The sequence below is a fragment of the Photobacterium arenosum genome (assembly GCF_014841115.1).
In the GTDB taxonomy this organism is placed as follows: domain Bacteria; phylum Pseudomonadota; class Gammaproteobacteria; order Enterobacterales; family Vibrionaceae; genus Photobacterium; species Photobacterium arenosum.
This window is the reverse complement of sequence record NZ_JACYTP010000003.1, coordinates 85,492-109,224: the sequence shown is the minus strand read 5'-3', so window position 1 is coordinate 109,224 and position 23,733 is coordinate 85,492. Positions and strand designations below refer to the sequence as shown.

Below are 23,733 nucleotides of genomic sequence, written 5' to 3'. Positions count from 1 at the left end.
AAATATGAACAAAAAATTACTTGCCCTGCTGGTTGCATCCAGCTTCTCACTTTACGGTTGTGGTGACGAACAAGGCCTGAGCGGTACGCCGACTATCGATCCGGATATTAAAAACAGCCTCAATGCCGAAACAAAAATTGCGTTTGATCTGATTTCGGACCCCAACAATCCAGTGATCATCAAGCCAACCTTCCTGGCAATGGATCAAAAAGACGGGACATTGAGTGTCGACGATTCAGCAAGCAACCCTGCTAATCTTGCCGATCCTCAAGTCGCACTGGGCAAAGCTGATGGCTGGAGCACCACACAACCAATTGTGATTGACTTCACCGGAAACGATTTAGATGCCAACACCGCTGCCAACGGATTCGTGCTCATCAAATCAGGCGATCCAACAAACAGCGCCGACAGTACGCAACCCGTTCAACTGTCTGCTGCCGATGGTGACTTCATGGTCCGCGTCTCGGGTAAGACACTAACTGTATTACCATTGAAACCTCTGGATCCGGCCAGTAACTATATGTTCGCTGTAACCAATGATCTAAAGGATGCCAAAGGAAATCCAGTTGGTATGACCAATACGTATGCCGGCCTGAAGTCCAAGGGCAGCGTACCATCAGAAAAGTTGGTGCCAGCTCAGGCAATCACCCACGCAGTTGAGCAAACCATTGCAGTAACGACAGGTGTTGCGCAGAACAAAATCATTTACTCCAGCTGGTTCACAACTACATCTGCTGGCGATGTTCTGTTTGCCACCAAAGGTGCCATTGCGCTAGCCGCACAGGCCATTGGTAAAGGCGGTACTGCCAATGCTGTCTGGAAAGGGACGGCGAACCCGAATAATGTCGATACAACGGGAATGTTTACTTTCACAGCCCCAACAGCCCTTGACATCACTGGCCTAGTACCTGCAGCGGTACAGACGCTTTATTCCACTATTGGCCTGACAACCCATGAAGGGACAGTTTCGATCCCCTACTTCCTCAACAAATCAGACGCTAATGATGCCTGGATGACCACTCCGTGGCAGAGCGGCATGCCAAGTCTGGCGAAAATCACCCACGTGCTTAAAAACGGAACAGATGCTGATAAAGCTGCAATAGCCCAACAATTAGCTGCACTGACACCATCAATCTCGACAACTGATCTGGCAATGGTTCGCAGTGATGCAGACATCCAGAAGAAGGTCATTTCCGCTTTAACCGGGGCCAAACTGACCTTAGCTAATGGCAGTCAATTAGACCCTGAGCGTCTCATCACCCAGTACAGTCCGATTCCTCAGCTAAAATCGATGGAGAGTGTGCCTTATACACTGGTCATGCCAGCATTGGCAAACTGTGGCACAGAACTCACGAATCAGACAGGTATCCCAGTCACCATGTACCAACATGGTATTACCGGTAATAAGGATTCTGTTCTGGCATTAGCACCCGGCATTATCGACGATAAGTGCATGGCAATGATTGCGATCGACCATCCATTACATGGCTCACGCGGCATCAAAGACAGTGGCGATAATGTTGTGCATGTAACCAGTCAATCAACACCAGATGTTTACATGAACCTGGCTTATCTGAACGTGGCGCGAGATAACTTCCGCGAATCCATCATTGATACGCTCAGTTTACGTACTGCGCTTGGCTTACAGTTCCAGATGAATCAAGCTGGTTCACCAAACCCGACAGCACCACTCACTTTGCTTTCACCGGTGGATAAAACAGGCAATCTGGTTGGTGTGAGTTACATCGGGCATTCTCTGGGTGCAATGACGGGTATTGGTTTCACGGCCACAGCCAATAAGCCAGTGACCACAGACACCGCTCTGGAAGCTGGCGCGTTTACTGTTAACCGTGCTGAGTATGCAAACCCAGGCGCCGGAATCGCTTATCTGTTGCTGAATTCCGACAGCTTTGGCCCATTGGTGAAAAGTAAACTCTTGGCGAGCAGAAACGAGCTATACAAAACCTATAGTCAGAGTGCCTGCATAACCCCTGAAACAGCACAAACCTGCTTTGATACTTTTGTAACAACTAAGATGAACGAGGCGCAACGCACTGAACTGTTTACTGAAATTGCTCTGTTCGCTTATGCGGCACAGTCTGTTCTAGATACCGTGGACCCGATCAACTTGATTGGTCAGGTTTCGGATGAGACACAGCAGTATATGACTATGGTGGTTGACGACAGCGTGATTCCAAACGGTCTGAATCCACAAACGGATGTTATCTATTCACCGTTTGGCGGTACACTGCCATTGATCAACAGCGGCTTCGAACAGTTTGAAAATACTGTATCAAGTGTCACTAAATCTGCAGGCATCTTTGTCAGCGGCAATCACAGTTCGATTGCAGATCCAGCCGCTGACCCTGCAACCACAACCGAAATGCAAGCGCAGGCAAAAACCTTCCTGACCGAAGGAAACATCACAGTGAGTAACTCCAGCCTGATGACAACCATGCCATAACACCTGCTGTTATCTCTCAAGTTCCAAAGGCCAGCTCCGCTGGCCTTTTTTATCTTTGCTGAATTGCCTTTGCATAACAAAAAACCTATCCCGAATCGCTTTGAACAACCTGATCGAGTCAGTATCAGACAGCCGTTCATTTGTATTCTGATTTACCTTTCACTATATCCGGCTAAAAATCCCACCCTGAGCATAGTTTTTTCTCGACATGTAAGAAATTTTCAGCAAACTAGACGGCCTGCACATTGCAGCCTGGATAGCATGATTATTCAGTTATGCAATAACACAACTATCAATGGAAAGTCGTTTTATGAATCCTGTCGTTATTTCCGTCTGCGTCATGCTGGTGCTGGCGCTGATGCGAGTCAACGTCGTGGTCGCACTGACCTTCAGTGCCATCCTCGGCGGACTTGTCGGAGGGCTCTCCCTCACAGATACCATCTCTGCCTTCGAAGGCGGATTGGGCGGCGGTGCTACCACAGCATTGAGCTATGCCATGCTGGGCACCTTCGCCGTTGCCATTTCCCGTTCGGGTATTACGGATGTACTGGCACAAAAAGTCATCAAACGTATCAGCGGCCATCATAATGCGGCAGCGGCGACCGGGGTGAAGTACTCAGTGCTGACCATTCTGCTGCTGCTGTCTATTTCATCGCAGAATGCGATTCCGGTGCACATTGCTTTCATCCCTATTGTGATTCCCCCTTTGCTGCATGTGTTCGCCAAACTTAAGCTGGATCGCCGCCTGATTGCCTGCGTACTGACCTTTGGTCTGGTGACACCTTACATGGTGCTGCCTGTGGGCTTTGGCGGTATTTTCCTCAATAATATCCTGCTGAAAAACCTGCATGACAATGGCCTGGATGTCGCCGCCAGCCAGGTGCCTTATGCCATGATTCTGCCGGCGGCCGGCATGCTGTTTGGTCTGCTGCTGGCCACCTTTGTCAGCTACCGCAAACCACGGGAATATTCTGAAGCGCAAATCCTGGCCAGCGAACCGGAGCACGCTGAGATCAACATGCAGCATGTTTATGTGGCCATGATTGCTATCGCGGCCGCTCTGGGCGTTCAGCTGTACAGTGGTTCGATGATCATCGGTGGTCTGGCCGGTTTCATGGTGTTTACCCTTGCCGGTGTGATCAAATGGAAAGATACCCATGACGTGTTCACCAAAGGCGTGCACATGATGGCAATGATAGGTTTCATCATGATTGCGGCTGCCGGTTTTGCGGCAGTCATGAAAGCCACTGGCGGGGTGGAAACCCTGGTCAGTTCGCTGTCTCATGCCATCGGCGACAACAAAGCGCTGGCTGCCCTGCTGATGCTGGTGGTTGGCCTGCTGGTGACTATGGGCATAGGGTCATCGTTCTCGACCATTCCCATCCTGGCGACTATCTATGTGCCATTATGTCTGAGCTTTGGCTTCTCGCCGCTGGCGACTGTGGCGCTGGTCGGTACTGCTGCTGCACTGGGTGATGCCGGATCGCCGGCCTCGGATTCAACCCTGGGCCCGACAGCCGGTCTGAATGCTGACGGCCAGCACGAGCACGTGTGGGACACAGTTGTGCCGACCTTTATTCACTACAACCTGCCGCTGATAGCCTTTGGCTGGCTGGCTTCCATGATGCTGTAAGCCGCTCATTGTTTGGCAGAAACAGAAAGACCCCGCAGTGCGGGGTCTTTTTTTATCAGTACAGCAGCTTTCAGAAATTATTCTGCGGCTTCAGCACTGTCGCGACGCGCTGCGGCTTCTTTGATCAAAGGTTGCAGTTCACCTTTCTGGAACATTTCCAGAATAATGTCACAGCCGCCAACCAGCTCGCCTTCAATCCACAGCTGCGGGAAAGTTGGCCATTGCGCGTAAATTGGCAGTTCAGCACGGATATCCGGGTTTTGCAGGATATCAACGTAAGCAAACTTTTCACCACAAGCCATCAGTGCCTGAGAAGCCTGTGAAGAGAAACCGCAGCTCGGCAGTTTTGGTGATCCTTTCATGTACAGCAGAATTGGGTTTTCTTCGATCTGCTGTTTGATTTTGTCGATGGTTTCCATAGCTTCCTCTAACAACGTTAGCTTTATAGTAAGTGTGATACCCACATTCTACTTTGTCACGGCAAGGAAAAAAACGCCTAATAAAAGTAAGGTTAAGACTTATACTTGTCTGAACGCTTGCTTGCCATCTTCTGCTTGCAGCGACCTTTTTCATTCAGACTACTTTTAATAAAGAAAAAACTTGCTAAAATGATTTGCAAACACGCAAGCCTATCGCTTGTATACAATAACAAACACAGTTTGAAGTGACGCAGGCTGTTGCCTGCTAACGGAAGCAATGTCGTGGGTCTGCCCACACCATCAATATGGAGAATCGAGTAATGGCATTCGAACTACCTGCTCTACCGTACGAGAAAAATGCACTTGAGCCACACATTTCTCAAGAAACGCTGGAATACCACCACGGTAAGCACCACAACACTTATGTTGTGAAACTGAACGGCCTGATCGAAGGTACTGAGTACGCAGACAAATCTCTGGAAGAGATCATCAAGACCTCGACTGGCGGTGTTTTCAACAACGCAGCTCAGATCTGGAACCACACTTTCTACTGGCACTGCCTGAGCCCGAACGGCGGCGGTGAGCCAACTGGCGCAGTGGCGGATGCCATTGTTAAAGCGTTTGGTTCTTTTGACGCATTCAAAGCAAAATTCACTGATTCAGCAATCAACAACTTTGGTTCATCATGGACTTGGTTGGTGAAAAAAGCAGACGGTTCTCTGGACATCGTTAACACGTCTAACGCTGGTACGCCACTGACTGAAGCAGGTGTCACTCCTCTGCTGACTGTTGATCTGTGGGAACACGCTTACTACATCGACTACCGTAACCTGCGTCCCGACTACATGAACGGTTTCTGGGCACTGGTTAACTGGGAATTCGTTGCTAATAACCTGGCAGCTTAATTCTCAAACCTAACGGTTAAGATCGCAAAAGGCCCGCACATTCAGTGCGGGCCTTTTCTTATGGTTCTTTGTTGTTGATTGTTCAGTTGCTGATTTTTCAGCAGGCAGCCCCACTACTTACTGAGCAATAACCTCTGGTCTGAATTATCAAACAATCAGGCTTTCTCTGCCAGAATGATACGCAGTGTACGGCGCAGCGGCTCAGCAGCACCCCACAACAGCTGATCACCCACAGTGAACGCATTCAGGAAATCATCGCCCATTGCCAGCTTACGCAGACGGCCCACAGGTACAGACAGAGTGCCTGTCACTTTCGTTGGCGTCAGCTCCTGCATAGTAATGTCGCGCTCATTCGGGATCACTTTAACCCAGTCATTGTGCGACGCAATAATACCTTCGATTTCATCCAGCGGGACGTTCTTCTTCAGTTTCAGCGTCAGCGCCTGGCTGTGACAACGCATCGCACCGATACGCACACAGGTACCGTCAATCGCAATCGGGCTGTTGCCGGTTGCCAGAATCTTGTTGGTCTCGACGCCGCCTTTCCACTCTTCTTTGCTCTGACCGTTTTCACGCTTCACATCGATCCAGGGGATCAGAGAGCCCGCCAACGGCACACCGAACTCAGATGTCGGGAAATCGGCAGAGCGCATGGCTTGCGCCACTTTACGGTCGATATCCAGAATAGACGTGGCCGGATTAGCCAGCTCGCTGGTAACGTTGTCATTAATAACACCCATCTGAGAGATCAACTCACGCATATTCTTGGCACCCGCGCCTGACGCCGCCTGATAAGTCTGGGAGGTCATCCACTCAACCAAACCTGCCTTAAACAGTCCGCCGACCGCCATCAGCATCAGGCTGACAGTACAGTTACCACCGGCGAATGAACGCACGCCAGAGTGGATACCCTGCTGAATCTGATCAAAGTTAACCGGATCCAGAGTGATGATGGTTTGATCATCCATACGCAGCGTAGACGCCGCATCAATCCAGTAACCTTTCCAGCCTGCCTGACGCAGCGCCGGATACACCTTCTCGGTATAGCTGCCACCCTGGCAGGTAATAATGGCATCAAGCTTCTTCAGTGCATCAATATCAAATGCATCATGAAGTACGCCTGCATCTTTACCGAAGTCAGGCGCAGGAATTCCAACCTGAGAGGTTGAAAAGAAAACAGGTTCAATATGGTCAAAGTCTTTTTCTTCCACCATACGTTGCATAAGCACGGAACCTACCATGCCGCGCCAACCGATCAAACCAACTTTCATCATAGCTTGCTACACTCCATGTTGACGTGATTGGGCACCTCCTAAATTGATTGGAGAAAAGCCACCTCAGTATGCAACAGGTCAAATAAAGGCCATCAGTGACACACTGACAGCCGCATACCCATTTCAATCACGTTTTTGAAAACCACATTCATGGCTGTTACGCGCCAGAAATACTCTGCATTATCGCAACGGCCATGAACCGAAGATAGCTAAATACCATAAAGCAAAGCCCCTACCAACGCAACAAAATGCCAAAATTAACTGGTGTCAAAGCTGTAACACAGCGCAGCATGATGAGCGCACCAGTTTTTTTAGAGCATTCAGCTAATTTGATGTCATTGAACAGAGCGATGATGCTAGATTTTCAGGGAATAAATCATGATTTTCCTGCAAAAGCTAAAACACTGTTTTTCACACTCTTTAATTCACTAAAGCGTGTATTCATTTATCTTTTCATCACTTTATCGCAATCAGAAGGTTGATTTACTCTCAACAGGCAAAAACCTTAAATAAGGCATCGAGAATGATGGATTCCAAGGCAGAGAAAAGGATCAAAAATAAGCAGATAATCAGGAGTGAAGCGTTGGGACAGCGCAGGCAAACTGGCTCTGAATAATAGATAAGGAATAACACGGATAAAGTGTCCGAAACACTAAAGTTAGATAAGACGTACTGCACAGATTTCCAACTGTACAGTACGACTGTTCAACTGCGTATCAGGTGTCGCTGTTCTGACGTCGCTGAAGCTGATCTTTCAGGTTCGGCGGTGTGCCTTTAATCGTCAGTGTGTCGGTGTCCGGATCGTAGAAAATTCGCTCACCCAGCAGCATGCTGTCAAAGTTGATCGTCAGCCCGCCACCGGAGCCGACAAACTTGGTCAGCTTACGCATGGCAGTCCGATCAGCCGGAAAGGTGTCTTCCAGCTCATAGCCTTGGTTGGAGGTGAACTGGTAGAAGTCGACCCCGGCCTCTGTGGCAGGTAATTCACCCGACAACTCTTTCACCGCAACTTCTTCACCGGACTGCAGCTGACCGTGGCAGTAATCGTAGACCTGCTTGCGGTATTGCTGCTTTTCCTCTTTATCCATACGAGAATCAGCACAGAAATCCTCAACCGCCTGCATCAGCACCTGATTCTGCACTTTGACATCCAGGCCGACTTCCGCCTGCAGGAAATCCAGGAAAAAGTCGGCCACTTTACGACCAACCCGCCCCTTGATAAAGGTCAGGTAGCGATTACATTCGGGATCAGTCTCCCAGGATGACAAGTCTATCCGGGCAACAATTTCCATTTTGCTGACATCCAGATAGTCTGTGGCGCTAATATCAAGTTGATCAGTCACCTTCATGCTGTGGCAGGTTGGCAGAAGACCAATGAAGAGATAATCGGTGGCCAGAGACTGGTATTGCGCCATGACCAGTGTCCCGGCATCAGCAAACGGATACTTCACCAGCTCAGATTGCAGACGTTGTGACGCCTGATTTGAAAAAGTCAGAAAATCCAGTTCTCCCTGGCGGCACTGTTTCAGCCAGTAACCGAATTCACTCTCTTCGGAGAATCGGCCAAAGCCTTTGGTACCCTTGCTGCTGTACACCCGGTGCAGTTCAGCAACCAGTTCAGTGGTGGTATCGGTATGTTCTAGTTCCTGCTCTCTCAACTGAACAGACAGCTCATCTTGTTCGTTTTTGGAGAATTGGTGCAGGATGACGTTGGAAAGCGTGAGACTCATAATGGAAAAGTTTTTCAGTAAATCTAAAGTGTAGGGTATTATAAGTCGCTTTCTTCACCATAAAACAAGACCTGATATGCCAATTACATCAAAATACAGTAATGAAAAAGTGGAACAGATCCTTAATGATGTGTTCGATGTCTTTGAAAAGCACGATACATCTGCTGAATTAGCGCTTATGATTGTAGGTAATGTTGCTACCAATATCATTAATGCCGATGTTCCGGCATCACAACGTCAAGCCATTGCTGATAAATTCGCCCAAGCTCTGCTGACCTCAATCAAGAAAGATTAATCCCAGCACCAGAGAGAAGAAGAACACAGGTATATGGTCTCCAGCGGAAACAACTACAAAGAAACCGTGTCTCAACTGATTAGCTGGGGACACTGGTTCAGTTTTTTCAATATTATCGCCGCCATGCTGTTAGGCACCCGGTACATTATCCATTCGGAGTGGCCGGAAACCCTGATGGGGCAGCTTTATATGGGCCTGAGCTGGGTGGGTCATTTCGGCTTTCTGGTTTTTGGCTTTTACATTCTCATTCTGTTTCCTGCCAGCTTTCTCATCCCTTCGCAGCGTTTGATGCGACTGTTTGCGGTGCTGGTTGGAACCATAGGTCAAACCATACTGATTCTGGACACCCATGCTTATGAAAGCCTGGATCTCCATCTCAGCCCTCTGGTCTGGGATCTGTTACTCAGTGGGGAACGCACCGAACTGAATGCCCGCTGGCAATACTTGTTCATAGTCGTGCCAGCCATTTTCCTGCTCCAGCTGTTCCTGTCTGAATGGCTGTGGCGCAAGCTGCGTAAACTTACACGCAAGCATGTCGGCGTACCGATTGCTTCTGTTTTCGGACTGTGTTTCCTCGCCAGCCATCTGCTCTACATTTGGGCCGATGCCAATCTTTATCGGCCCGTTACGGCGCAGCGATCCAATTTTCCGCTGTCTTATCCAATGACAGCCAAATCCTTTATGGAACGCCATGGCCTGTTAGACAGGCAGGAATATGCCCGTCTGCAGGAAAAGCAGGGCGTTGAAAACAGCGAGAGCATCCGCTATCCGCTCAAGCCGCTGTCATTCAGCGATAAAGGGACCGGCCAGAACCTGTTGGTTATTATGATCGATGGCTTACGCAGTGATATGGTCACAGCTGAAACCATGCCGTATCTGGCTGCCTACGCGCAGCAGAATCTGAACTTTACTGAGCATTACAGTACTGGAAACGACAGTACCCTGGGGACCTTTGGCTTATTTTATGGCCTGCCCGGCGCCTACAATACCAGTATCCGGGCAGAGCACAGCCCACCGGTCTTGCTCGAAACCCTCACTAAACGCGGGTATCGGTTTGGTTTGTTCAGCGGTTCAGGCTTTGCCGATGTCATCTATCCGCAGGCTATCTTCACCAAAGATCAGATAGCTTTAGCCGCGGCCCTGAACCCGGAGACATATAGCGATCAGCAAGCCATTACCAATATGCAAAGCTGGCTGAGCAAACAAACCGCAGGCAAACCCTGGTTTGGCTATCTGGAACTGGTATCAGTCCAGGATTACGAAGATTCTGACAATGCCGTTGCAGCCACATTTTCACCCTCGCTGAAAGACACTCAGCCCGGTGAAGACTCAAGCACAGATCCGGCTGAGCTACTGAAAAACAGTTATCGTAATTCGGCTTACTATGTTGATGAGCAATTGATTGCCATCTTTGATAGCCTGATTAAACGCGACATGCTGGACAATACTGTAGTGATTATCACCGCCAACCACGGTACTGAGTTTAATGAAACCGGCACCAATTCCTGGGGCTCGGGATCCAATTACAGCCAGTATCAGCTGAAAGTACCGCTGATCGTCCATTGGCCAGATAGCCAAACCGCACAGATCAGCCGGGCAACCAGTCACCTTGATATTGTCCCTACTCTGATGGAAACCCTGCTCAGTACCACGACAGCGCCTGAGTTTTACAGCAGTGGCATCAGTCTGTTCGATACCAGCAATAAACGTCGCTGGGTATTGGCTGGCGACCATCAGGACATTGTTGTTGTCCAGCCGGAAGGCACCACAATAGTTGATAAATACGGCAACTACACTGTGTACGACGCTGAATACAGAATGAAAGATAACGGGAAACCGAAACTCTCCACTTTGATGCAGGTAATGCATGAGCTGAAGCGGTTTTATCAGCCGGGGTCTGCGCAATAATCTCTCAACAGGGCAGCCCATATAGCTGCCCTGCTCTTTATGAACATTACCGGCCAGCCAACTAAACTAACTAATGGTAATCAATATTGCTGGCGTAGCATTGCTCATAGCCATCATTCCAGCCATTCGCGTATTTATTCTCTTTCTTCATTCTCTCGGGATCCTGACGAAACCCGTCATAGAAAGTCGTCGCCTGTACTTTTCGGCTGTCACAACCATCCTGATACCCTTCAAGATAATTGCGGGCAAATCCCAGTTCTGCGAGCTGAGCATGCCGTGTTTGGCCACATGCCGACAAAATCAGAGACAGTGATACCCACAATAAAAACACATGTCGTCTTTTCATGTTCTCACCTGACGGTGTAAATAAAGTCAAAATATCCCCGTAAGGTAAAAATAGTGAAACTTGTCAGTTAACTCTGTCTCAATAGTGACACAAGGGCCGTCTGGCTACTGAGCGACCTACGGCATGTCCAGGCCAGCCCGCCACAAATTGGCAACAAAGCCATCAACAAACACGCATTACCGCCTTCGTGCATCGTCCGCAAAATAAATACCTTCAGGGTGTCAATGCAACAAAACGCACACACACACATAATAAATTTGACTACGGCCAGATTTTAACTAATTGCTATATATGTTTATTGAATTTCCCGCGTTAGCACTCTGTTCTCTTTTCATTATTTTTATATCGTAATGTATTAAAAAACATTTCATTAACCCTCCAGGTCAGTAGCAGCGAGAACGGAATGGATTCCTTCTATCAGGCATACTTTTCACAATGGCAGACAGCAACAGAGAGGCCAGCAGTTATTGACGGGCTGCTTCCTCTGTTTTGCCGCCATTTGGGTGCCTCATCCTGTCGGCTGTTCGTAAAAAAGCACGCTGAGTGGACTCATTTCACGCATTGCACCCCATTCCATAGCTTGCCTATATCACCGCGTGATGAAGAGCTCGAAGGCTGGCTTTGTCAGCCGATGCCTTTTCACCGGCAGTCTGCTGAGAAGGCGGTGCTTTGGCTTCCGCTGCAACATCAGGGTACACCTATTGGCTTGCTGGCACTGAGTTATCCGGCAGGTTCGCCATGCACAGACCCTGACTATTTACAGCCTTGTATCCTCCACCTGAGTGCCGAGCTGAAAAATGACATCGCAGCAGAGCAGCCTGCCGGTTCGGGCCCGGTTTTACTGGATATGCTGCAGGGCTTGCACGACATCTCTTTCGCTTTATGGCGTGCTGAAAGTATTGACGATATGCTCTTTCATGCCGTCGAACAGGGAAAGAAAGTGCTGAAGATTGATCGTATCGCTATCTTTCTTCTGACAGGGCATAACCGGATGAAAGGCACTTATGGCACAGATACTGAAGGCAATACGGTAAAAGAAGCCTATTTTGAATCCCCTATCCCGCCTCACTGGTTCATTGACCATCCTCAGGCACAACACGGTTACCTGGCCATTGAAGAGAACACGTCGCTCTATCATGATTTACAGGAAATCGGGTTTGGCTGGAGTGCTTACACGTCACTGTGGGACGGGGATAAACGCGTCGGCTGGATAGCTTACGATAACCTGATCAACGGACGCCCGCTGGCTGACTATCACCCGCAGCTTCTCAAGCAGTTCAGCTTTATTGTCTCTCAGCATCTGGTTCGCAGACAGACAGAAGAACACCTCAGCCAGCTCAATGGCGAACTGGAAAAGCGCGTCACCGAACGGACGCGGGAATTGCAGCAGTTAAACCGGCAACTGGAACACACTTCCCGTCATGATCCCTTAACGCAGGTGCCGAACCGGCGGGTGTTTGATCAAACCCTGCCCTTAGAATGGCGCAGGGCCCAGCGGCACCAGTTACCCGTCTCATTGCTGATTATCGATGTGGATCACTTCAAGTCGTTCAATGACACTTATGGTCACGCGATGGGCGACCGTTGCCTGACCCTGATTGCCCAGACGCTGGTCTCGGTCGAACGTCGGGCCGGGGCACTGTTTGCCCGTTATGGCGGAGAAGAATTCGTTATCTTGCTGCCGGGTCAAAACGCTCAGGCAGCGATTGTCGCCGCCGAAAACACCTTGAAAGCGGTTCGTTCGTTGCTCATTCCTGTCAACGATCAGGAATACTGCAATGTCACTGTGAGTGTTGGCATCAGTTGTATGGTGCCGGACAAACAGTCGACAGCGGATCAACTGTTTAATCAGGCCGACAGCGCCTTATACAAAGCCAAATCGCTGGGCCGGGATGCCTTTTTTATTTACGACGACTAGCCGCTCTTTTCTGGCCGGTACTTTTCTGACCTGTAGCACCCGAATGTTGCCTGCCCCGCGTACGCCGGTTATAGCCGCCCTTTCCTTTACTGGCCGGAGGAGCAACCGCCTGAAGTGTTCGGAGGCTTGGCGGGACACCACCTGATTTGATCGACCCCATCAGTTGCTCAATCTGCTGTTGCAGCGCTCCCATAAACGGCTGGTAGGCATATTTCCGCTCAGCCATGTCCTGCAGCTGGTGTTCCCAATGTGCCGTCATGTCCGGGTAGGTCGCTTCATCAGGTAAGGCGTACACCAGAGCGCGGCCAGCGTCTGAGGCATGAATATTCTTCCCCTGACGGTAGAGTAACTGGCGCTTGAACAAGACTTCCATAATACCGGCCCGGGTTGCTTCCGTACCTAAACCGTCCGTGTCGCGCAGAATCTTCTTCAGCGATTTATCTGCCACAAATCTGGCGATCCCCGTCATCGCCTGAAGCAAAGTTGCTTCGGTAAAATGCTTAGGCGGCTCCGTCACCCTGTCTTTGATTTCTCCGTCCTGGCAGGTCAGCACTGTGCCTTTATCCAAAGGCGGCACTTTATCGGCCAGATCCTGCTCTTTGTCGGCATCGTCTTTACCCTGCAACACTTTCCAGCCCGGCTGCATCAGCTGGCGGCCTCTGGCAATAAACACTCCGCCTGCGATAGCAAACGTCAGCTTAGCTTCCGCGTAAACCGCCGCCGGGTAAAACTGCATCAGATACTGACGGGCAATCAACTGATAAACCTTGGCTTCCTGATCATTCAGGCTGCCGGGCTGCACCGCTTTCGGGGTGGGAATAATGGCATGGTGCGCATCCACTTTACTGTCATTCCAGGCTTTTGAGCGTATTGATAAATCTGCGCCCTTGACCGCCTCAAGCATCTGCGGTGCCGTTGAAGACACAGCTTTCACCACCTCACTGGCCTGATGATAGTGATCGGCCGGCAGATAGCGGCAGTCAGAACGCGGATAGGTGATGACTTTGTGCTTCTCGTACAACGACTGACAGCACGCCAGTACATCCGCCGCGCTCATGCCAAAGCGACGCGCTGTATCGATCTGCAGTGCCGACAGAGAATAAGGTAAGGGCGGCGATTGGCGGGTTTCTTTTCGCTCCGCATCCGAAACAGTGGCTGGCTGGCCCTTAATGCGCGCCACAACATTTTCACACAGCTTGCGATTAAGCACCCGGCCTTCATCGTCTTGCCAGGGTTCACAGGCCTTGCTCGGCTGCCAACGGGCGCGGATAACGTTGTCCTGATAGGGGATCAATGCATAGACATCATAGAAAGGAACCGGCACGAAATTGGCGATCTCGTCATCCCGGCGAGTCACCAGCCCAAGCACAGGTGTTTGTACCCTGCCGACCGACAGTACGCCTTTATAGCCGCCCCGCTGCCCGAGCAAGGTATAAGCACGAGACATATTCATGCCGTACAGCCAATCCGCCCGGGAGCGGGCCAGGGCTGACACAGACAGCGGAATAAAATCGCTATTGTCCCTTAACTGCCCGAGCGCTCTTTTGACTGCTGCCGGGTTAAGATCTGAGATAAGTAAGCGTTTCATGGCCGCTTTTTTCGCGGCGGCCAGCTTAACATAGTCGATCACTTCATCGACCAGCAGCTGACCTTCCCTGTCCGGATCGCCAGCATGTATCACTTCATCTGCCAGTTTAGCTAACTTGCGGACCACACTCAGTTGCTGCTTAGCCGATTTTCTCGGTGCCAGTTGCCACTGCTCAGGAATTATAGGCAAATCATCCAGATTCCATTTCTTATAACGCGGATCATACGCATCCGGCTCGACCTGCTCGAGCAAATGGCCGATACACCAGGTGACAATGTCGCCGTTGGCGACTTCAATGTAGCCTTGATGATTCTTATGCGGACGGGGTAAGACGGCTGCAATAGCACGTCCAAGGCTGGGTTTTTCAGCGATATAAAGACGGGTCATGAAGTCTGTAACTACTGGAAATAACTCTCCGCACTATAAAGAATTCAGCAATAGGTGACAATCATTACTGGATATAAACCCAGTAAAAGTTCACAAAGCCGTCGCAGGATTGAGGAGAGACAGGCAGCAATAAGCTGCCTGAAGAAGCCTGCAGGAAACTATACAGAAAGCTATAAATACTCAACAAATTGCGCCAAATCCCGCTCTGGCGCTTTCGCATCACGGCAATCCGGGGTACCCAGATACAGAAAACCGACAATCATATCATCACCCTGTACGCCCAGCGCTTCGCGTACCACAGTATGATATGCCCAGCTTCCTGTGCGCCAAAAGCCAGCATAACCCTGAGCAACCGCCGCCATCTGCATTGCCTGCGCCGCACAGCCTGCCGACAGATGTTGTTCAATCACTGGAATTTTATCGCTGGGCTGCACTTTAGCGACAACAGTAATCACCATAGGCGCACGGAAAGGGGCTTTAGAGGCTTTTTCGATCACCGCCTCTTCTGCCTTATCAGCCTGGGCAGCAGAGACCAGAATATCGGCCAGCTTATGCAAACCTTCGCCTTCCGAGACGATAAAACGCCAGGGCGTCAACGCACCGTGATCCGGTGCCCGCAGGCCGGCACGAAGAATATTGTCCAGCACTTCACCCTGAGGGGCCGGGGCGGTCATTTTAGGCAAGGAGCGACGATTAAGCAGCAGCGACAGTGCATCCATAGATTATGTATCCTCGATGATAACAATTCTTGTTAAATACCATACCACATCTGCTCTTCTGAGTAACGGCAACGAAAAGAGGCTCCCTCAGGAGCCTCTTGGTCACAGTAGCCGATACCTGCCGATATCTAAAGACGGGCGGCCAGCTCTGTTCCCTGACGGATAACACGCTTGGCATCCACTTCCCCGGCGAATTCAGCACCACCGATGACATGCACCTTGATGCCCAGCGCTTTGAGCGGTGCCGACAATTCTTCCACCGAAGTCTGACCGGCGCACAGCACAATATGATCAACTTCCAGCACGCGCTGCTGTCCTTCCACGCTGATATGCAGGCCTTGCTCATCAATCTTCTCATAGCTGACGCCGGAGAGCATTTCAACACCGCGTTTCAGCAACACCTGCTGGTGGATCCAGCCTGTCGTCTTACCCGGCCCTTTACCCATCTTGCCGGGCCTGCGCTGCATCAGCCACACCTGGCGCTCACTGTGCTCGCTTTGAGGCGTACATAAACCACCAGCATGGGTAATGGTTTTATCAATGCCCCAATCCTGTAACCAGCTGTCCAGAGAACTGTCCTGAGGTTCTGTCAGCATACTTGAGACATCCACCCCGATACCACCAGCACCGATCACAGCCACCCGCTGACCCAGCTGCACTTTATCGCGGATCAGTGTCTGATAATCTATCACCTTATCGCTGGCTTCCAATCCGGGAATGGCGGGAATACGAGGTTTCACCCCGGTCGAGACCACGACATCGTCATAGCCTTTAAGCTCATTGATATCCACCGCCTTGCCCAATTTCAGGTTCACACCTGTCTGGCTCAAACGGCGGGAGAAATAACGAATCGTTTCCCGGAATTCTTCTTTACCCGGAATTTGCATCGCCAGATTAAACTGCCCGCCGATATACTCGTTCTTCTCGTATAAATCGACCTCGAAGCCGCGTTCTGCAGCAGCCGTTGCGAAAGCCAGCCCAGCAGGACCCGCACCGATAACCGCCACTTTGCGGTGCTGTGCGGCCGGGGTCAGCACTAACTCTGTCTCATAACAGGCCTGAGGGTTAACCAGGCAACTTGCCCGCTTGCCGGCAAAAACATGATCCAGACAGGCCTGATTACAGCCAATACAGGTATTAATGTCGTCGGCACGGTTCTGTTCGGCCTTCAGCACAAAATCAGCGTCAGCCAGGAACGGACGGGCCATGGACACCATATCCGCCTGATCGGCAGCAAGAATGGACTCTGCCACCTCTGGCGTATTAATCCGGTTACAGGTCACCAGCGGGATAGACACTTTACCTTTCAGCTTTTCCGTTACCCAGCTGAACGCTGCCCGGGGAACCTGAGTCGCTATAGTAGGAACTCGCGCCTCATGCCAGCCGATACCGGTATTGAGAATGGTCACACCGGCGGCTTCCAGCGCCTGAGCCAGCTGTACCACTTCATCATAGGTACTGCCCTGCTCCACCAGATCCAGCATCGAAAGACGGAAAATAATAATAAAATCTGTGCCTACCCGGGCACGAACGGCTTTCACCAATTCAATAGGAAAACGGACCCGGTTCTCATAGCTACCGCCCCATTCATCGGTTCTGTGGTTGGAACGCTGACAGATAAACTGATTGATCAGATAACCTTCAGAGCCCATCAGCTCAACGCCGTCATAACCCGCTTCTCTCGCCAGCTCAGAGCTGCGTGCAAAGGCGTCAATGGTCTTGAGGATCTGGCGGCGGCTCATTTCTTTGGGCGTAAATTTAGAGATAGGTGCTTTAATGCCAGAAGCACTGACAGCAAACGGATGCATCGCATAGCGCCCGGCATGCAGAAGCTGAATGGCAATCTTGCCGCCTTCTTTGTGGACAGAATCTGTAATAACCCGGTGTGCCCTTGCCGCTCGTCCGCTGCTGAATTCGGCACTGAGTGGTGTCAAGCGGCCGCGAAAATTGGGTGCAAAGCCGCCAGTTACAATCAAGCCTACTCCACCTCTGGCGCGGGCAGCGTAAAAGGCAGACAGCTTTTTAAATCCATCGTGTGCTTCTTCCAGGCCAGTATGCATAGACCCCATCAACACCCGGTTTTTAAGCTGAGTGAAGCCAAGATCCAAAGGTGCCAGCAAGTGTGGGTAGGTAAGAGTGTCCATAGCTTCCCTATATCTCTTTAATTATTGTAGGTCAGACCAGTTATAGCATAGGGTTAACCTTCACTCAAACACCTGTTTACATAACCTCAACATCCATCACTGCTGCGGTACTTTCCAAATACGCAATTTTAGTCGCAATATAGCTATCATTAGGATTTTACACTGTGTCTCGGTTAGGATAAGCACTGGGATTTATTATCAGGAAAGGCCATGAAAGTACTACTAAAAGGCATTGCCAAAGTGCTGCGCGGATGTTGGAAGCTGTTGAGCTTTACCCGTCAGCTATTTTTTAACCTGTTTTTTATTGCTCTGATTGGGGTTATCATTTTTGCCTTTCAGCAAGGGGCTGAATCGCCGGTTCTGCCAGAAAAGGCCGCTTTGGTACTGGATATTGACGGCCCGATTGTTGAGCAGCGCTCCTACGTCAATCCCTTCGATCAATTTGTCGACAGCGCCATGGGTCAGGTGCCGGTTCAGGAAAATATCCTGTTTGACATCGTCGATACCATTCGGGCTGCCGCCAAGGATGACAGGATCACCGGCCTTATCCTGAATCTGAAAAGCATGCCAGAGACGAACCTGACGAAGCTGCGCTACATTGCCAAGGCCATTGAAGAATTCAAGCAGGCTGGCAAACCTGTCTATGCCACGGGCGATCACTACCGCCAGAGCCAGTACTACCTGGCCAGCTTCGCCGACAAAGTGTTCATGTCTGCCGACGGCGGCGTGATGCTGACAGGTTACGGCAGCTATTCGCTGTACTATAAAACCTTACTGGATAACCTGGATGTCACCACCCATGTCTTCCGCGTCGGGACCTATAAATCATTCGTTGAGCCCTACACCCGTGACAACATGTCAGACGCTGCCCGCGAAGCAAACACAGTCTGGCTCAACCAGATGTGGGACGCTTACACGCAGGATGTCGCACGTAACCGCCACATCCATGCCAGTGTCCTGAACCCTGAAGTCAAAGATCTGGTTGCAGAACTGAAAAGTGTCGAGGGCGATTTCGCACGCCTGAGCCAGAAAATGGGACTGGTAGACGAACTGATCAGCCGTACCCAACTACGCCAGACCTTTATCAAGGAATTTGGCAGCGATGGCGACCATGGCTTTAATCAGATCAGTTATTACGATTATCAGCCTTCGGTCAGTGCACCATTCGAGCCAAGCAGCAATGGTATTGCCATAGTCGTTGCCAGCGGCGCAATTGTCGATGGTCAGCAAGGGCAAGGCAGAGTCGGTGGCGACACAACGGCCGCTTTACTGCGAGAAGCCCGTCTTGATGATGACATTAAAGCGGTGATTCTGCGCGTTGACAGCCCTGGTGGCAGTGCCTTCGCTTCTGAGATTATCCGCAATGAAGTGGATGCATTAAAACTGGCTGGCAAGCCTGTAGTGGTGTCAATGTCCAGCCTGGCGGCATCCGGCGGTTACTGGATCTCGTCCAGCGCCAGTGAAATTATTGCTCAGCCAACCACTATCACAGGTTCTATCGGTATCTTCGGCATGCTGGCTACCTTTGAAAAAGGCCTGGAAAACATCGGGGTGCACAGCGATGGCGTCGGTACTACCCCCTTTGCCGGTATCGGGATAACCCGAGGCTTGCCTGACGATGTCGCTGAAATTTTCCAGCTGGGTATCGAAAACGGCTATCAGCGCTTTATCAGCCTGGTCAGCGAGAATCGCCATATATCACTCGAAGAGACAGACAAAATAGCACAAGGCCGGGTCTGGACGGGTCAGGATGCATTAAAACTGGGTCTGGTTGATCGTCTGGGTGATTTCGATGATGCCATTGTCTCTGCGGCCAAACTGGCAAAACTGGACAACTACGACATTCGCTGGATAGCCTTGCCGCTCAGCCCGATGGAGCAGTTTCTGCAGGATATGACGTCAGAAACCAGCGCGCGCATTGGCATGGCAATATCCGCCCAGCTACCCAATGTGTTCACGCCGGCTTTGCGCCATATTACAGCCGATATCACCAATATGAATAATTTCAATGATCCCAAAGGACAATATGCTTTCTGTCTGAATTGTTCCAGCACAGGAAATTAACTCTTTTCGGATTCACAGTGATGAAACTTGACTTAGCCCGGTATATCCGGGCTTTTTTTCGCCGGTTTTCACCGTATAATGCCTTCACCATCAATAACTATGCTGTACCCGTACTCTAATGACAAAAAAACATATCTATATCGCCTACACAGGCGGAACAATTGGAATGCAGAAGTCAGCTCACGGATATATTCCTGTCGCTGGTTTTATGGAACAGCAACTGCAGAACATGCCTGAGTTTCACCGCTCAGAAATGCCTGCATTCACTATCCATGAATATGCGCCACTGATTGACTCTTCAGATATGACTCCTGAAGACTGGCAACGCATTGCTGATGATATTAAGGCCAACTACGACAAGTTTGATGGATTTGTCATTCTTCATGGTACGGACACCATGGCCTATACCGCTTCTGCTTTATCCTTCATGCTGGAAAATCTGGGCAAGCCTGTGATTGTCACCGGCTCGCAAATCCCACTGGCAGAAATGCGCTCAGACGGTCAAAGCAACCTGCTTAATGCGCTGCATCTCGCGGCTAATTACCCGGTTAATGAAGTGACGGTTTTCTTCAATAACCAGCTTCTGCGCGGCAACCGCAGCACAAAAGCCCATGCCGACGGTTTCAATGCTTTTATTTCACCCAATATGCCAGCGCTGATCGAAGCAGGTATCAACATTCAGGTAAAACCAGCCACAGAGCTGAACAAACAGCCGGCAGGTGAGTTTCGGGTACACCAAATTACCCCGCAACCAATCGGTGTGATTACTATGTACCCCGGCATTTCACCTGAAGTTATCCGCAACACCCTGCGCCAGCCGGTCAACGCCATGATCCTGCTGACATTCGGAGTGGGTAATGCGCCGCAAAACGCTGATCTTCTGGCTCAGCTTAAAGAAGCGGCCGACCGCGGCGTCATAGTGGTTAACCTGACTCAGTGCCTGTCCGGAAAAGTGAACATGGATGGTTACGCAACTGGCTGTGCACTGGCGGATGCCGGCGTACTCAGTGGTTATGATATGACTCGGGAAGCCGCACTGGCGAAACTGCACTTTCTGCTCAGCCAGGCGCTGCCAACAGAAAAAGTGCGTGAGCTGATGCAACAGGACATCCGCGGCGAGTTATCCCGCTAATCAAGTTAATCGGACTCCCCCAATTGAGCCGCACTCGTGCGGCTCTTTTTATATCTCAGCTACACTTATAGCAAATTTCGTCTGTTGACTATGAGCAAGGTTGACTATGATTCTGCACGGCGCCTCCATTTCTCCTTTTGTCAGAAAAATCATGCTGGCCTTATCTTACAAAGGGCTGAATTACAACTTACAACCGCTCAACCCGTACCTGGAAAAAGAGTTGGCGCACAAACGCCATCCAATGGGAAAAGTGCCGGTGCTGGAACATGACAGTCTGACAGTTATCGACTCAACAGTTATTGCCCATTACCTTGACGACATCTACCCGGTTCCTCCGCTGTACCCGGGCGATGCCGGTGAAAGAGCAAAAATCCGGTGGCTGGAAGAATATGCCGATACCCGGCTCAGCGCACTGCTCGCTGGCGTGCTCTTCTATCAGAAAATTCTGAGGGGGCAGATTCTGGAAAAAGACGTTGATCAGGATGCCATTGACGACTGCATTCAGCATCATCTGCCGCCGGTTCTGAACTACCTGGAAGAACAAGTGCCGGCAGAAGGTTATATTACGACCCGTTTTTCGATGGCCGAAATTACGCTATGGAGTATTTTCCGCAGTGGCTGGATGGCTGGCTTAAGATTGAAACCTTACTATCCCAAACTGGCCATGTATCTGGAAGGTATTGAGCAAGAGCCCTGGGTGTCTAGTCTGGTGACGCAGGAAGATCATGAATTGAGTGGGTTTTACTGTGACCCTGTGCCTTTCACTGTGCCCAGGCAGTGATAACTGCAGATGAGCGCACCAGCCTTTACAGGGTCATAGGTGTCAGTTTTGCTGTAAAGTGAAACGGGCAATATCTGCCACAGGGGTTTCACTGTCTTCTATGGCAAAATCACGCTTGAGCTCAGATTTAGACTTAAAGCGAATCTCACCACCGGCTGCCACTGTCATATGCTCGGCCTCGGTATTATGACGAGACTGATACAGCATGACGGCCTGCATGGTGGACTCTTTCTGAGCCTCAGTTAATGGGGTGCCATCAGCCCATTTACCTGTTTCAGCCGCCGCCAGTAACTTTTGGTACACCTCTGGGGTCATGGCAGCCAGAATCTGTTGTACATCCATCCCATCTACTCCTCTTCATGCCCGACTATTTCAGGCCACTTGCAATGGTAGGCTACGATAATGACCTGAGTTTGCCAGTCAAGTAGCGTCTTGGTTTTAGTTTTCTTTTGTTTTCGTGATCACACTGCAGCAATGTCACATTATTCTTTCTCTCAGGTCAGTTTCTGCCGATAGGTATTAGGGTATTCTTGATTCTAGTGAACCCATCTATGAGTAACGCACCGCACATGACTTCTTCTGGCAAAAAAACGCGCAACATTTTGTTTTTTTTATCTGCTGTCGCATTTCTGCCAGCCTGCCAGGGCGAGTTTAAAACAACCGACAGTCTTTGCTCGGCACATCCCGAGCTATGTAAAGGACTGAATAACAATGACGGCCAGTGCCGTATCCAGCGTACAGATCTCATTTGGCAACGCTATAAACAGCTGAAAACGCCGACTGACATTGAAAAACTGCATACTCTTGAGTTCACCCGCAGCTACCAGTATTGCCTGGAGTATGCCGCAGAAATTGAACCAACCCGCTATAAAGAACGTAAATCAGTGCGGACCGCTGCGCTTATTCACAGCTATGAGGTCATGGAACAGCTAAGCGAAGAGCTGGCTGACTCCAAAGAACCCGAAGTTATTTATGACCGCTGGAGCCAGGGCGAGCACCAGGCTAAGGAAGAATTTCTGAAATTGGAAGGCACAGGCCAGCTTCAGACACCGGAATTGCAACTGGCACTGGCCTCTTTTTATACTGGTGTTGATAAAGCCAAAACTCGCCAGCTTCTGTTAAGAGCTCTGGAGCTTTATCAGGGTAAAGTTAAAGTGAAACCAGACATTATTCTGACACTGGCGACGCAGGCCCATCAGGACAACAACAAAACCGAAGCCTATTTATGGTCAAGAGTAGGTAGCCTGATGGGACTACCCGTGGCCAATTCAGAGACCTTATCGCGCCTGTATCCAATGCCGCAACAAGATAAAAGTCATCTGGATTCCTTAGCAGACAGCATCATACAGAGCATCAGTGCCGGCCATTTTAACCGTGTCTATGTAGAAAAAAATCTGATCTCCCTGCCAAGCCAGCAGCCCGACCAGCCACCGTCCTGACAACGCCATCACGGGCAGCACTGCCGTTACTCTACTTCACTGAATTGCAGTGAGACCGAATTGACGCAGTATCGCTGCCCGGTAGAAACCGGCCCATCATCAAATACATGCCCTAAATGACTGTCACACTCAGCGCAGCGAATTTCCGTTCGCTTCATCCCATGACTGGTATCGCTTAAATATCGAATTGAATCAGATTTAACAGGTGCATCAAAACTCGGCCAGCCACATCCCGAATCGTATTTTTGCTCAGAATGAAATAAGGCAATTTGACAACAAGTGCAGTGATATATTCCTGTTTTCTTATTATGCAATAACGTGCCTGAAAAAGGGGCTTCTGTGCCACCTTCCCGACAGACATAATATTGTTCATCTGATAGCAGTTCTTTCCAGTAAGAATTTGTTTTAAAAGCCATTTACCTGCCTGTAAACACAGTTTTCCAAAACCGTACTACTTAAAATTTGCCAATTTTTGCATATATGGCACATACTTTTGCTCGAAAGGTTTTTACATCGAAACAGTGCATTTAAGCATATTCCCCTGTATTTCGGGTACTGAATTAAAACTGAGCTACATCGTTGATTAC

20 protein-coding genes are annotated in these 23,733 nt (G+C 50.1%); 11 read left to right on the top strand and 9 right to left on the bottom strand.

Annotation, left to right across the window (positions count from 1 at the left end; genetic code table 11):
• Positions 1–4: 4 nt before the first annotated feature.
• On the top strand, positions 5–2,464 hold the full coding sequence (locus IFO68_RS06405) for a VolA/Pla-1 family phospholipase (protein ID WP_192015138.1): 2,460 nt from the start codon (positions 5–7) through the stop codon (positions 2,462–2,464).
• A gap of 310 nt (positions 2,465–2,774) precedes the next feature.
• Positions 2,775–4,097, top strand: coding sequence for a Na+/H+ antiporter family protein (locus IFO68_RS06400; protein ID WP_192015137.1), 1,323 nt, complete (start codon positions 2,775–2,777; stop codon positions 4,095–4,097).
• 77 nt (positions 4,098–4,174) lie between these two features.
• On the opposite strand, the gene IFO68_RS06395 is transcribed toward IFO68_RS06400, so the two are convergent.
• Positions 4,175–4,516 (bottom strand): Grx4 family monothiol glutaredoxin, encoded by a 342-nt coding sequence (locus IFO68_RS06395; RefSeq protein WP_027252810.1) that lies wholly within the window; start codon positions 4,514–4,516, stop codon positions 4,175–4,177.
• A gap of 320 nt (positions 4,517–4,836) precedes the next feature.
• Here IFO68_RS06395 and sodB point away from each other — a divergent pair, with 320 nt between their 5' ends.
• Positions 4,837–5,421, top strand: a complete 585-nt coding sequence (sodB, locus tag IFO68_RS06390) for a superoxide dismutase [Fe] (RefSeq protein WP_161455300.1) — start codon at positions 4,837–4,839, stop codon at positions 5,419–5,421.
• A 155-nt stretch (positions 5,422–5,576) separates the two neighbouring features.
• Here sodB and asd read toward each other — a convergent pair whose 3' ends face one another.
• Positions 5,577–6,692, bottom strand: a complete 1,116-nt coding sequence (asd, locus tag IFO68_RS06385) for an aspartate-semialdehyde dehydrogenase (RefSeq protein WP_192015361.1) — start codon at positions 6,690–6,692, stop codon at positions 5,577–5,579.
• 251 nt (positions 6,693–6,943) lie between these two features.
• On the opposite strand from asd, the gene IFO68_RS06380 reads away from it, so the two are divergent.
• Complete coding sequence (locus IFO68_RS06380) at positions 6,944–7,177, top strand: hypothetical protein (protein WP_192015136.1); 234 nt, start codon at positions 6,944–6,946, stop codon at positions 7,175–7,177.
• Positions 7,178–7,411: 234 nt separating this feature from the next.
• Here IFO68_RS06380 and yejK read toward each other — a convergent pair whose 3' ends face one another.
• Entirely contained in the window at positions 7,412–8,425 is a 1,014-nt protein-coding gene (gene yejK, locus IFO68_RS06375; RefSeq protein WP_192015135.1) for a nucleoid-associated protein YejK, read from the bottom strand.
• Positions 8,426–8,501: 76 nt separating this feature from the next.
• Here yejK and IFO68_RS06370 point away from each other — a divergent pair, with 76 nt between their 5' ends.
• Both IFO68_RS06370 and IFO68_RS06365 read left to right on the top strand, forming a co-directional pair.
• Positions 8,502–8,720 (top strand): YejL family protein, encoded by a 219-nt coding sequence (locus tag IFO68_RS06370; RefSeq protein WP_027252814.1) that lies wholly within the window; start codon positions 8,502–8,504, stop codon positions 8,718–8,720.
• 33 nt (positions 8,721–8,753) lie between these two features.
• Positions 8,754–10,628: a DUF3413 domain-containing protein gene (locus tag IFO68_RS06365; RefSeq protein ID WP_192015134.1), complete on the top strand. Its 1,875-nt coding sequence runs from the start codon at positions 8,754–8,756 to the stop codon at positions 10,626–10,628.
• 70 nt (positions 10,629–10,698) lie between these two features.
• Here IFO68_RS06365 and IFO68_RS06360 read toward each other — a convergent pair whose 3' ends face one another.
• The gene (locus IFO68_RS06360) at positions 10,699–10,974 is read right to left on the bottom strand and encodes a hypothetical protein (protein WP_192015133.1); all 276 of its coding nucleotides are present in this window, start codon (positions 10,972–10,974) and stop codon (positions 10,699–10,701) included.
• A gap of 403 nt (positions 10,975–11,377) precedes the next feature.
• Here IFO68_RS06360 and IFO68_RS06355 point away from each other — a divergent pair, with 403 nt between their 5' ends.
• Complete coding sequence (locus IFO68_RS06355) at positions 11,378–12,892, top strand: GGDEF domain-containing protein (protein WP_192015132.1); 1,515 nt, start codon at positions 11,378–11,380, stop codon at positions 12,890–12,892.
• Here the strand turns inward: IFO68_RS06355 and IFO68_RS06350 are convergent.
• From IFO68_RS06350 to IFO68_RS06340, 3 genes are all read right to left on the bottom strand, one after another.
• Positions 12,876–14,867 (bottom strand): DNA topoisomerase III, encoded by a 1,992-nt coding sequence (locus IFO68_RS06350; RefSeq protein ID WP_192015131.1) that lies wholly within the window; start codon positions 14,865–14,867, stop codon positions 12,876–12,878. The two genes, IFO68_RS06355 and IFO68_RS06350, sit on opposite strands and share 17 nt — an antisense overlap.
• Before the next feature lie 170 nt (positions 14,868–15,037).
• Positions 15,038–15,586, bottom strand: a complete 549-nt coding sequence (locus tag IFO68_RS06345; RefSeq protein ID WP_192015130.1) for an NAD(P)H nitroreductase — start codon at positions 15,584–15,586, stop codon at positions 15,038–15,040.
• A gap of 128 nt (positions 15,587–15,714) precedes the next feature.
• Entirely contained in the window at positions 15,715–17,730 is a 2,016-nt protein-coding gene (locus IFO68_RS06340; protein WP_192015129.1) for an NADPH-dependent 2,4-dienoyl-CoA reductase, read from the bottom strand.
• 210 nt (positions 17,731–17,940) lie between these two features.
• Here IFO68_RS06340 and sppA point away from each other — a divergent pair, with 210 nt between their 5' ends.
• From sppA to IFO68_RS06325, 3 genes are all read left to right on the top strand, one after another.
• Positions 17,941–19,794 (top strand): signal peptide peptidase SppA, encoded by a 1,854-nt coding sequence (gene sppA / locus IFO68_RS06335; RefSeq protein ID WP_192015128.1) that lies wholly within the window; start codon positions 17,941–17,943, stop codon positions 19,792–19,794.
• A 118-nt stretch (positions 19,795–19,912) separates the two neighbouring features.
• Positions 19,913–20,926, top strand: a complete 1,014-nt coding sequence (gene ansA, locus IFO68_RS06330) for an asparaginase (protein WP_192015127.1) — start codon at positions 19,913–19,915, stop codon at positions 20,924–20,926.
• Positions 20,927–21,032: 106 nt separating this feature from the next.
• Positions 21,033–21,707: a glutathione S-transferase family protein gene (locus IFO68_RS06325; protein ID WP_192015126.1), complete on the top strand. Its 675-nt coding sequence runs from the start codon at positions 21,033–21,035 to the stop codon at positions 21,705–21,707.
• A gap of 42 nt (positions 21,708–21,749) precedes the next feature.
• Here the strand turns inward: IFO68_RS06325 and IFO68_RS06320 are convergent, their stop codons facing one another.
• Positions 21,750–22,049, bottom strand: a complete 300-nt coding sequence (locus IFO68_RS06320) for a YeaC family protein (protein ID WP_192015125.1) — start codon at positions 22,047–22,049, stop codon at positions 21,750–21,752.
• Positions 22,050–22,258: 209 nt separating this feature from the next.
• Here IFO68_RS06320 and IFO68_RS06315 point away from each other — a divergent pair, with 209 nt between their 5' ends.
• The gene (locus IFO68_RS06315) at positions 22,259–23,146 is read left to right on the top strand and encodes a DUF2989 domain-containing protein (protein ID WP_225445092.1); all 888 of its coding nucleotides are present in this window, start codon (positions 22,259–22,261) and stop codon (positions 23,144–23,146) included.
• 26 nt (positions 23,147–23,172) lie between these two features.
• Here IFO68_RS06315 and msrB read toward each other — a convergent pair whose 3' ends face one another.
• On the bottom strand, positions 23,173–23,562 hold the full coding sequence (msrB, locus tag IFO68_RS06310) for a peptide-methionine (R)-S-oxide reductase MsrB (RefSeq protein WP_192015124.1): 390 nt from the start codon (positions 23,560–23,562) through the stop codon (positions 23,173–23,175).
• Between the last annotated feature and the right edge of the window lie 171 nt (positions 23,563–23,733).